Annotated in this window: 10 protein-coding genes; 8 read left to right on the forward strand and 2 right to left on the reverse strand. The window is 66.6% G+C overall.

From position 1 onward, the window contains the following. Positions 1 to 479: 479 nt before the first annotated feature. The gene (locus U9980_RS14470; RefSeq protein ID WP_322756589.1) at positions 480 to 665 is read right to left on the reverse strand and encodes a hypothetical protein; all 186 of its coding nucleotides are present in this window, start codon (positions 663 to 665) and stop codon (positions 480 to 482) included. Between U9980_RS14470 and U9980_RS14475 the strand changes: the two genes are divergently transcribed. The 3 genes from U9980_RS14475 to U9980_RS14485 all read left to right on the forward strand — a co-directional run bounded on the left by U9980_RS14475 (position 664) and on the right by U9980_RS14485 (position 2328). Then, positions 664 to 1476 carry a hypothetical protein gene (locus U9980_RS14475; RefSeq protein WP_322768392.1) on the forward strand — a complete coding sequence of 271 codons (813 nt, stop codon included), beginning with the start codon at positions 664 to 666 and terminating at the stop codon, positions 1474 to 1476. The genes U9980_RS14470 and U9980_RS14475 overlap by 2 nt on opposite strands. A 172-nt stretch (positions 1477 to 1648) precedes the next feature. Then, entirely contained in the window at positions 1649 to 1942 is a 294-nt protein-coding gene (locus U9980_RS14480) for a hypothetical protein (RefSeq protein WP_322768393.1), read from the forward strand. Continuing rightward, complete coding sequence (locus tag U9980_RS14485; protein WP_322768394.1) at positions 1939 to 2328, forward strand: type II toxin-antitoxin system VapC family toxin; 390 nt, start codon at positions 1939 to 1941, stop codon at positions 2326 to 2328. Before U9980_RS14480 ends, U9980_RS14485 begins: the two co-directional genes overlap by 4 nt. A gap of 303 nt (positions 2329 to 2631) precedes the next feature. Here the strand turns inward: U9980_RS14485 and U9980_RS14490 are convergent, their stop codons facing one another. Then, positions 2632 to 3876: an ABC transporter substrate-binding protein gene (locus U9980_RS14490; RefSeq protein ID WP_322768395.1), complete on the reverse strand. Its 1245-nt coding sequence runs from the start codon at positions 3874 to 3876 to the stop codon at positions 2632 to 2634. 61 nt (positions 3877 to 3937) lie between these two features. On the opposite strand from U9980_RS14490, the gene U9980_RS14495 reads away from it, so the two are divergent. From U9980_RS14495 to U9980_RS14515, 5 genes are all read left to right on the forward strand, one after another. Continuing rightward, positions 3938 to 5896, forward strand: coding sequence for an ABC transporter permease (locus U9980_RS14495; RefSeq protein ID WP_322768396.1), 1959 nt, complete (start codon positions 3938 to 3940; stop codon positions 5894 to 5896). Next, complete coding sequence (locus tag U9980_RS14500; protein WP_322768397.1) at positions 5893 to 7335, forward strand: ABC transporter ATP-binding protein; 1443 nt, start codon at positions 5893 to 5895, stop codon at positions 7333 to 7335. Before U9980_RS14495 ends, U9980_RS14500 begins: the two co-directional genes overlap by 4 nt. Before the next feature lie 30 nt (positions 7336 to 7365). Next, complete coding sequence (locus U9980_RS14505; RefSeq protein WP_322768398.1) at positions 7366 to 7506, forward strand: hypothetical protein; 141 nt, start codon at positions 7366 to 7368, stop codon at positions 7504 to 7506. A 201-nt stretch (positions 7507 to 7707) separates the two neighbouring features. Continuing rightward, the gene (locus U9980_RS14510) at positions 7708 to 8925 is read left to right on the forward strand and encodes an ABC transporter substrate-binding protein (RefSeq protein WP_322768399.1); all 1218 of its coding nucleotides are present in this window, start codon (positions 7708 to 7710) and stop codon (positions 8923 to 8925) included. Positions 8926 to 9012: 87 nt separating this feature from the next. Continuing rightward, positions 9013 to 10109 (forward strand): branched-chain amino acid ABC transporter permease (locus U9980_RS14515; RefSeq protein ID WP_322768400.1); only part of this gene is annotated, 1097 nt, incomplete at its 3' end.

Consider the following 10109-nt stretch of genomic DNA (forward strand, 5'->3'; position numbering starts at 1 on the left):
AAGGCCGAGTACGTCTATGTACGCGGGCCCGTGCTTCTGCGGGTGTCCCACACGATCGATGTCACGTACGCGGATGGCTACAGCAAGATCTTTCAGCGCACGGGATGACGACAGCTGTTTGCTCACAGGCCCGATTACCGTCTGGCGCCGATTCGGTCGACAGGACATCCTCCTGATGCCCCGCAGCGGCAGCCCCGTAAGCTGTCGCTACTGATCTCGATCAGACGGGACCTGACTGTGACTGCAGCAAAGTTTCCTCGTACCGGCCCCGCGTCCATCGTCCTTCTTTCCTGCGTAGCCCTGACCGCTCTCGCTCTGGCTGCTTGTCAGCCTCTGACTGCGACATCGTCCAAGCAGGGGGAGCCCGGGCCGGCTCCTGCGCGGTCATCCCTACCACCGGTTGCCATGGCGTCGGCTGCCGGTGGAGTCGGTCGACCGGCGGTCAGTCCAACGACCACGGTTAAACCGCCGGTAGCACCTCAGTCGACGACGGCACCGTCCGCGCGACCAGTGCTTGCATCGGCGACGCAGCCAACCCCCGTGTCGGCGACTTCAGCCCCGGTCGCACCGCCACGAAGCGCCAACAGCTCCGGGAAGCTTCTTTTCGGGCTCGGCCCGGCCCTGGACAGCGATGCGGCATCACCGATCGCCGGCGGACTCGGCATGTTCACGACCTGGTACAACTCACCCGGCGACCTCGGATTCATGCGGGACTGGGCGAGTAACAGAATTCCGCAGACCTACGCCTCGGGCCGTTCGATTCATCTCGTGGTGTGGCTTGATGGAACCGGAAATGTCGGCACCACGCAGACCTCCCACGGGCCGGCCTGTGGTCGTGACTACCCCCTGTCCGGGGCTTTTCTCGACGATGTCCGCCAGCTCGCCACGATTTTCAAGGGTGCAGCCGGTGGTCCACCGCTCTATGTCACGCTTTTCACGGAATTCCAGACCTACGCCTGTCAGACCAACGCCTGGGCGGTCAGCCCCGAGGTGACCAACTACTACCTCGCGCTTAAGGACAAGTATCTGGCGGCAATGTCGATCCTGCACTCCGTGGCCCCGAATTCCAAGGTCTCCCTGGGATGGGGAGGCTGGCAGGCCCGCTACGACGACCCGAGCATCGGCGGCGGCCGGTCCATGTTCCCCTATTTCGCGGACGTGATGCGTCAGTCCGACTTCCAGAGCTTCCAGGCGATGCAATCGGACTCGAATGCCCAGGATATTCTGGACATGACGCGCATACTCGGCCAGTACGGTCCGGTCATGGTTTCGCACTTCAAACCCGACAACGGCAACCAGAACACCTGGACCAGCGACCTGAAAGCGCTTTTCACCGACAGTTATATTCGCCAGGCGACATCCATGGGCCTGTTCGCACTCAGTTTCATGGACCAGGTAAATCTTGCCGCCAACCCGAGCGCGCTGACTCTGGTGCGGTCCGGAATCGACAAATACGGCGTTCCGGCCGTTAAGTGAACGAGCTGGCGCAGAGCTCCCAGCGCCAGGCTTGGACTGTCCGCCTCGCGGGGCGGACAGTCCGACGCCGAAGCATTAGATGATCATGTTGGTTGTGTTCGTCTACTCGCTGGTGCGTTGGTAGGTGGTGGGTCGTCCGCTCCGCGCAGACCTGGTGTGCTAACATTTTGTCATGACAATAACGATGGGGATTCGGGAAGTAACCCGGCAGACCTCGAAGGTGATCCATCGAGCCGCGGCCGGGGAAACCGTGCTCATCACAGAGCATGACCAGCCGATCGCGATGCTCGTCCCGCTGCCCAGCACCGGTGATCCGGCAGTCGACGAACTCATTCGTGCGGGCAAACTGACGCCGGCGAGCAACCCGGGAGGAATCGCTGCACTGTTGGCGATCAGACCGGCCGCTGCGAGCCACGGTGGCGACACTGCCGAGGTCGTGTCCGAGCTGCGTGCGGACCGCATGTGATCTACCTGGACAGTTCGGCGATCGTCAAGCTGGTTCGACAGGAGTCCGAGACCGACGCGTTACGGGCGTGGCTGGCGGCGAATCCGATGCCGCTGACCGCGTCCGCGCTGGCGCGGACCGAAGCCACCCGGGCGCTCATCCGCACCGAGCCGGCGGCGCTGCCGGTGCTGCGCGCGGTGTTCGCCGTGCTCCATCAGAAGCCGATCACAGAAGCGGTCCTCGACGCGGCCGCGACGCTACCCGACGCGATGTTGCGCAGCCTCGACGCGATCCACCTCGCCACCGCTGAGGAACTGGCACCCGCACTCACCTGGTTCGTGGCCTACGACAAGCGGTTGGTGCAAGCCGCCCGGTCACGTGGCCTGCCCGTCGCATCACCGACCTGACGGCAGGCACGCCGCCGATCACAGACCCCGGCGCCTCAAGGTCGGCTCCGGCGTCCAGCAGGCATGCTGGTACGGCAGGCATGCAACCCCCTGGTCAGTTACAGACCGTCGAGGACTCCATGATTGACCAGGGCCGTGCCTGCATCCGTTCGGTCCCTCATCGACGTCCCGGTACCGCGCCTATTGCCGGTCGTTCTTGACGATGTGAATCTGATGCTCCTGCCACAACAGCAGATTCACATCGTTCCCAACGGGCGTCCGGCAACAGGGGCGCGACGCCGCGTTCCCTCGTGCCGGGCGCTCTTAGGTGAGAAGTTTCATGAGTCCGCGCCCGTCCACCCAGGTGTCGTTCACATCGGCGAAGCCGTTGCCGGACCACCGCAGGATGCGTACCGCCGTGTTGCAGACCGCCGGAAAGGTCGTTATCGCGGTGCCGTCGCAGGTGAACGGATGCGCCATCACGTTCGGACGATCCCGCGTCGCCTTGAGCGCGGCTGCCAGGTCGGTGGACGTCGGCGCTGACATCTCGGCGAGCAGCGACCGCACGACCAGGACGGTTGAGAAGGACGCCTGCGACAACGGCGACCGCTGGGCCTCGGACACCCGCGCCCGGAACGCCTCGGCATCCTGGTCGCCACCGGATGTCCCGACGGGAAGGTAGCCCGAGGCGAAGTAGAGGTTCCCGGCGTTTGGCCCGGCTGCCCGTGCCACGGCCGGGGAGGCGCAGGAGCCCACGAAGTACATCGGTGTTTTGATCTTGAGCGTCCCTGCGACCTGGGCTATCCGTTCGCAGGACTGGGCGGGGAAGACGACGATGATCGCGTCGGGATCGCCGGCGGCGACGGCGCTGACGGCCGGCGCGAAATCGGCCGTATCGACCTTCTCTTTCGTCAGCTTGGGATCCGATACCCCCCTGGCGCGCAGGATCTTGTCGGATCCCTGAATCGCCGCGGTCAGCAGGCCGGGCAGGTCGGCGTAGAGGGCGTGGACCTTCTGTAGGTGTCTGGTTGCCGTCAGGTATTCGGTGATGCCGAGCAGATCGGTAAGAGTACCACCGGTCAACGAGAAGGAGGTGGGAGAACTCAGCTCCCGGCCCACCTGGGGCGAGCCGCTGACATAGGGAATTCCGGCGTGTTCGTAGAGATCCATGGCGGCATCGGTGCCGAGGTCCACCCCGCCGACCACGGCAACCGGTTTTTCTGCGATGAGTCGGTTGGCACAATCCTGGGACGACTCGGGCGAACCGTTCGTGACACAGGGGACAAGCTCAATAGGATGGCCGTGAACTCCGCCGAGCGCCTGGTTGGCGTATGCGACGGCGCTCTGCGCAGCTATTCGGGTCTCGGGAAACGACCCGAGCGCGGTGTTCTCCATCGAGACGAAGCCGAGCTTGACCGGCGGCCCGCTCAGGTTACCCGTAGAGCCTCCACTCGTCCGGCCAGGGTCGCGGGGGCCACCGCCGCGCTGGCTCGTGCACCCGGCAAGGACGACGGACAGGACTACGGCAGTCGTGACCGCGGCTGCGACAGCACGACGGGACAGCGTCATATTTACAGAAGTTACACTGCTCTGGCCCACAACAGACCGTCATGGTGGATTGGAGAGCCCTGTGCCCACGTATGTCGCGGCACTGGTCCTGGGGCTGGGTGCCGGTGCGGTCTACGCGGCGCTGGGCCTTGGACTGGTGCTGGTACACCGGGCATCCGGTGTGGTCAATGTCGCGCACGCCGCATTCGCGATGTATGTCACCTACCAGTATGCCGAGCTCAGAGACACCGGAGATCTCGTCCTCCCCGTCGTGGGCCTTCCTCCTCGGATTCATCTCACCGATAACCCTTCTTTTGCGCTGGCATTGACGGTGTCGCTCGTCATGGCTGCGCTCGGTGGCCTTGCTGTGTACTTTCTCATATTCCGGCCGCTGCGGCACGCGCCGCCGGTCCTGACGCTCGTCGCCTCGGTCGGTCTCATGATCGCCCTGCAGGCGCTGGCGGTACTGCAGTTCGGTTCCGCCAACAGGTTCATCGACTCCATCCTGCCGCGGACGTCATTCTCGCTGTTCGGGGAAAACGTGCCGGTTGACCGCCCACTGCTCGCCGGACTGGTGGCCACGGTCGGTGTACTGATGTGGGCGGTCTCCCGGTGGACCCTGCTGGGGCTCGCCACCAGGGCCGTCGCCGAGTCGGACGAGGCTGCGGCGCAGTTCGGCTACCGGCCGGAACTCGTCGCGGCGACCAGCTGGGTAGCGGCGTCGGTACTCGGCGCGCTCGCGGGAATCCTGGTGGCACCGATCAGTGTCCTGAGCCCGTCGACATACACGTTGTTCATCGTGCCCGCCCTCGCCGCCGCGCTTCTCGGTGGATTGTCGTCGTTCGGTGCCACCATCGTCGGCGCGTTGCTGCTCGGGATGGTCCAGTCGGTCCTCCTGCCCATCCAACGCGCAGTCTCCTGGCTTGATCAACCAGGGCTCCGGGCGTTGTTTCCACTCCTCTTTCTCATCGCCATCGCGCTCACCCGCGGCCAGCTGATACCGGGCCGGGACCGCGTCCTGGCGCCGGCGGCGGCGGCGAGGCTGCCCCGGGCCGAGTCGGCGGGCCGTCCACTACGTGATCTTTATGTGGTCGTGCCCGTCGGGGTGCTCGCGCTGGTGCTGCTTACCGGCCCCTATCGTCTGGGCCTGGAACGCAGCCTCGCGGGTGCGGTCGTGTGCCTGTCGTTCGTGGTGTTGACCGGATTCGCCGGGCAGCTGTCGCTCGCGCAGATGTCGCTGGCCGGTGTGGCTGGTTTTCTGCTGGCGAGGCTGCAGGGCGACCTTGGTGTGCCGTTCCCGCTCGCCCCGTTGCTGGCCACCGGTGCGGCGACCGTCGCGGGCCTGTTGCTCGGGGCGCTGTCCCGGCGGATCCGCGGAGTGGACCTCGCCGTCGTCACGCTCACCGCGGGCGTGGCCTTCCAGGAGATGGTCTTCGCCAATCCGTTGATCACTGGCGGTCTCGCTGGATCGGCCGTTCCGGCCCCGTCACTGTTCGGCCTTGATCTCGGCGTCGCCGGGGATGGATACCCGCGGGTGGAGTACGGTCTGCTCGCCCTCGCCGTGTTCGTCCTGTGCGCCTTCGGGGTGGCCCGGTTGCGTGCGTCCACCTCCGGGCTGCGGATGCTCGCGGTCCGCTCGAATGAACGGGCGGCATCCGCCGTCGGCGTGGACGCCGCCCGGACGAAGCTGCTCGCCTCCGCCATCTCCGCCGCAATCGCCGGTTTCGGCGGCTGCCTGATCGGTTACGGCCAGGGGAGGCTGTCGTTCGACTCGTTCGGGGTGTTCGCCTCCCTGTTCTTTCTGGCTATCGCGTCGGTCGGTGGCGTGATGAGCGTGCGTGGCGCGGTGCTGGGCGGCATGCTCGCCCCGGGTGGTGTGGTGTTCACTCTTCTGGACCGCCTCGCCGACCTCGCGCAGTACCAGTCGCTGCTGTGCGGAGTGGCCTTGGTGGTGCTCGTCGTGCTGCGCCCCGAGGGGCTCGCCTACGACCCTCGCCAGCCGGCGGTGCGCATCCGGGTACCCGCCGAGGCACGCGCATGACTGGCCAGCCCGGCGGCGTCCGCCTGAACGTCAGTGGACTGTGTGTCGCCTATGGCAAGGTCGAAATCGTCCATGACGTGTCGTTCACTCTGTCCGCGGGGAGGGTCACCGGGCTGATCGGGCCGAACGGCGCCGGGAAGACCACCCTGATCGATGCGCTCACCGGCTTCACGCCGGCCAGCGCCGGTCAGATCGTGCTGGACGGGACGGTGTTGAATTCGATGCCGCCGCATGAGCGGTTCCGCCGCGGCCTCACCCGTACCTTCCAGTCCCTGGAACTGTTCGAGGACCTGTCTGTCGCCGAGAACCTCGCCGTCGCCGGCTCCGAGTCGGCCGAGGCGCTGGAACTCGGGACGCTCGTCGACCAGCTTCCCGGGAGCCTGTCGCACGATGAGCGCCTCGCTGTCGGGCTCGGCCGGGCGCTGGCCGCGGGTGGCCGGGTGCTGCTCGTGGATGAACCGGCGGCGGGCCTGGACTCGGCGGCGCGGGCCACGCTCACCGCGCGGTTGCGGCGTCTGGCCGAGCACGGCTACGCTATCCTGCTTGTCGATCATGACATCAAACTGGTTTTCGAGGCGTGCGACGACGTCGTGGTGCTCGATGGCGGGCGGGTCGTCGCGTCCGGTCCGCCGGCCGCGGTCCGGGACCGACCCGAGGTCCGCGAGGTGTATCTCGGTGGCTCGCCGGCGATGCCCGCGCGGGTGCCCGGGCAGCCGCGCGGGCACAGCGTGCTGTCCCTGGAGAAGGTCACGAGCGGGTACGACCGGCTGCCCGTGGTGCACGAGATCTCCCTCGAGGTCCGCGCCGGCGAGCTCGTCGCGCTGCTCGGGCCCAACGGCTCCGGCAAGACAACCCTGATCCGAACGGCGTCCGGGCAGCTCGCGCCGTTCGGCGGCCGGGTGAGCGTGCTCGGCCACCTGACCCGCCGCCCGAACCCGGCCGGGCTTGCCCGCCGCGGACTGGCCGTGGCGCCGCAGGGAGGGACGCCGTTGCGGGGGTTGACCGTCCGCCAGATTCTGCGCCTCGCGGTCGGCCGACGGCCCGGCGACCAGATAGAGCGGACGTTGGACAGCTTCCCGGCACTGCGTTCCCTGCTCGACCGGACCGGCGGCGAGCTCTCCGGGGGTGAGCGGCAGCAGATCGCGCTGGCAAGTGCGGTGGCGCGGCGGCCGCAGCTGCTTGTCATCGACGAGTTCTCCTCCGGCCTCGCTCCTGATCTTGCATCGAGTCTGCTCGCGGTCCTGCGAGCCCTGGCCGACGAACGCGGTACCGGCATTCTGTTGATCGAGCAACACGTGTCGCTCGCCCTGGCCGTCGCGGATCGTGCATACATCCTCGACCGGGGCCGGATCGTGTTCACCGGGACCGCCGCCGCCCTCGCCGCGGACCCCGATCTGATCAACGCCAGCTATTTCGGTATCGGCTCGGCCAACGAGTGACCCGATGCCGGCTGGACATGCCGGCCGGACATGACAGCCGGACATCTGCTGCCGGCTGAAGCAGCCGGCCGGTTCGTAGTAGCGGCTGCCGGTGTTGATCATGTGGGGTCGAGCCGGGTGCCCGACGTCTGGGTGCAGGTGCGGGCGACGCCAGTGGAGATCACCTGGTAAACAGTCATCGAAATATACCGAAAAGGCGTTGCTTGGCCAACGGGCCGCTGGTGGATCCGGGTCGGTGGATGCGAGGCGAATCTGGGGGTTGACGTGATGGGTGTCAAAGGTCACACTTCGCGGACTGCTGAAATATCTATCCGATTAAGCGATTCAGATGGCTACGGTTGGTGACTTCAGCTGCCACTCTCAAGGAGGATCATGAAAGTCCCTACGAAGGCGCCCCTTGCGGTAGCGCTCGTTGGCGCTCTCGCGCTCGTCGCGTGTGGTAGTTCCACATCGGACAGCGCGGGTAGCGGAGCGGGGTCCGCAACCACGCTTTCGGGTGAGCCTATAAAGATCATGTCGATCCAGGCGATGTCGGGCCCGTCCGACACCTACCCGGGATTGCCGGCAGCCGTGCAGGCCGCCGCTGCGGCGGTCAACAAGGCTGGCGGTATCAAGGGCCGACCACTGGAAGTCACTGTCTGTGACGACCAGTTCGACCCGAACAAGGGCGCCGACTGCGCGACCAAGGCGGCCCAGGGTAAGTACCTGTTCGTCACGGCCAACAGCAGCACCGGCGACAGGTACATGCCGATCCTGGAGAAGGCGAAGATCCCGTCGATCGGCGAGGTGCCAAGCAGCGCTTCCGAACTGAAAAGTCCGTACTCCTTCCCGTTCGGCAGCGGCGCGGTCAACATCGCCGGCGGTGGGACCGCCTGCGGCAAGCTCGGCAAGAAGGACCCGGCCGTCGCGGTCGTCGACATCGCCGCCGGCCGCAACTCGGCCAGCTTCTTCGGTATCGGTCTCAAGCCGTTCAACCTGAGCATCAACAAGACGGTGCCGATTGCCCCGACCGCCTCGGATCTGACGACCGCCACGGCCACGCTGACCAGCGGCACCACCGACTGCATCGATCTGGTGGTGGGTACCACCCAGGCGACCAAACTGCTGCTGGCGCTGTCGCAGGCGGGTTCCAAGGCCACGCCCGCCTACGGCGCGACCGTCATCGAGGACAAGATGCTCAAGACGCTCGGCGATGCCGCGAACGGATTGGTCCTCGTCGGTTCCACGCCGCCGGCCGGCGACACCAGCATTCCGGCGATCAAGCAGTTCAACGCCGAGCTGGATGCCGCGGGTGTGTCTGCGGACATCCGCAGCGAAGGTGCCCTGACCGCGTGGGCGACCGTCCACCTGGTGGCCCAGTATGCCCAGAAGCTGCCCACGATCGACGGCGAGAGCCTCGCCAACGCCCTGAGCACCGCGGGTGAGATCAACTTCTCGCCGCTTCCCAAGGTCGACTTCTCTAAATCGATCAAGGTTCTGTTCGAGGGTAACAGGATCTTCACCACGGCGGTCTACTTCTCGGAAATCAAGAACGGTACCCGCACTCCACTGTTCGACAACACGGCGTTCGACGTACTCACCAGCTCCTGACCCGCGGCCGGCCGCGCATCCGATCGCGCTTCAGGCGCGGTCGGGTGCGCGGGTGTATCCGCGTTCTCGGAAGAAAGGCTCTCCGACGTGGAATTCCTCCGCTTTGCCCTGCTGGGTCTCGGCACGGGCAGCTTGTACGCGCTGGCCGCGCTCGGGATCGTGTTGGTCTTCCGAGCCTCCGGAGTACTGAACTTCGCCAGCGGTGTGACGGGCGGGTTCGCCGCCTTCGTCTTCTACGACCTGCGCGACACCCATCAGGTGAACTGGATCATCGCGCTGGTTGTGAGCATCGCGTTCGGCGCGGCGCTGGGCGGCGCTACCCACCTGTTAGTCATGGTTCCGCTGCGCAAGGCCTCCGCGCTGGTCAAGCTCATCGCCACGCTCGGCGTCCTGCTGTTCGTCGAGGGCGTGGTGGTGCTCATCTGGGGGTCCGCGCAGGACCTGGTGAAATCGATCCTGCCGACCAAACCGGTGCACGTGACCGGCTCGTTGGTCATCGGTAAGGACCGCATCGTCCTCATCGGCATGCTGATCATTCTTGCGATCGTCCTGTGGCTGATCTATTCGCGGACCCGGTTCGGTCTCGCGACCACGGCGGTGGCGGAGAACCGGCGCACCGCGGCGGCCTCCGGATGGTCGACGTCCATGATCGAACTGGTGAACTGGAGCGTCGGCGGCGCCCTGTACGCGACCGCGGCGATCTTCCTTGCGCCGATCACCGGACTGTCCGCGGGTTCGCTCACCCTGCTTGTCGTACCGGCACTCGCCGCGGCGCTGGTCGGCGGCTTCTCGTCCTTCCTGCTCACGATCGCCGGCGCCATGGTGCTCGGCGTCGCGCAGGCGGAGGTCGGACGCTACGCCCAGGTCACCGGGCTCGCGGACTCGGTGCCGTTCCTGTTGATCGTCGTCATTCTCACCCTCGGTGGCCGCGCCCGACCCGCTCGCGGCGACCTTCCCGTGCGCCTGCCGCTGCCCGGCCCGGGACGGGTGAACCTACTGTTCCTGCTGCCGGCGATCGCGGTGGGCGCGGTGCTCGTCTGGACGGTGCCCACCGACTGGGTCGACTCGCTCGCGACGACCCTCATCGCGGCGGTGCTCGTGCTGTCCGTCGTGGTCGTCACCGGTTACGCCGGGCAGCTGTCGCTGAGCCAGTGGGCACTGGCCGGGTTCGGCGCCTGGGTCGC

It is taken from the genome of Protofrankia sp. Cr1 (assembly GCF_963555865.1).
Classification (GTDB): Bacteria; Actinomycetota; Actinomycetes; order Frankiales; family Frankiaceae; genus Protofrankia.

Excerpts from the sequence above, each read along its gene's own strand:
- U9980_RS14475 (WP_322768392.1), top strand. The coding sequence starts at position 664 with ATGTTCACGACCTGGTACAACTCACCCGGCGACCTCGGATTCATGCGG.
- U9980_RS14470 (WP_322756589.1), bottom strand. The coding sequence starts at position 665 with ATGCCGAGTCCGCCGGCGATCGGTGATGCCGCATCGCTGTCCAGGGCC.
- U9980_RS14480 (WP_322768393.1), top strand. The coding sequence starts at position 1,649 with ATGACAATAACGATGGGGATTCGGGAAGTAACCCGGCAGACCTCGAAG.
- U9980_RS14490 (WP_322768395.1), bottom strand. The coding sequence starts at position 3,876 with ATGACGCTGTCCCGTCGTGCTGTCGCAGCCGCGGTCACGACTGCCGTA.
- U9980_RS14500 (WP_322768397.1), top strand. The coding sequence starts at position 5,893 with ATGACTGGCCAGCCCGGCGGCGTCCGCCTGAACGTCAGTGGACTGTGT.
- U9980_RS14505 (WP_322768398.1), top strand. The coding sequence starts at position 7,366 with ATGACAGCCGGACATCTGCTGCCGGCTGAAGCAGCCGGCCGGTTCGTA.
- U9980_RS14510 (WP_322768399.1), top strand. The coding sequence starts at position 7,708 with ATGAAAGTCCCTACGAAGGCGCCCCTTGCGGTAGCGCTCGTTGGCGCT.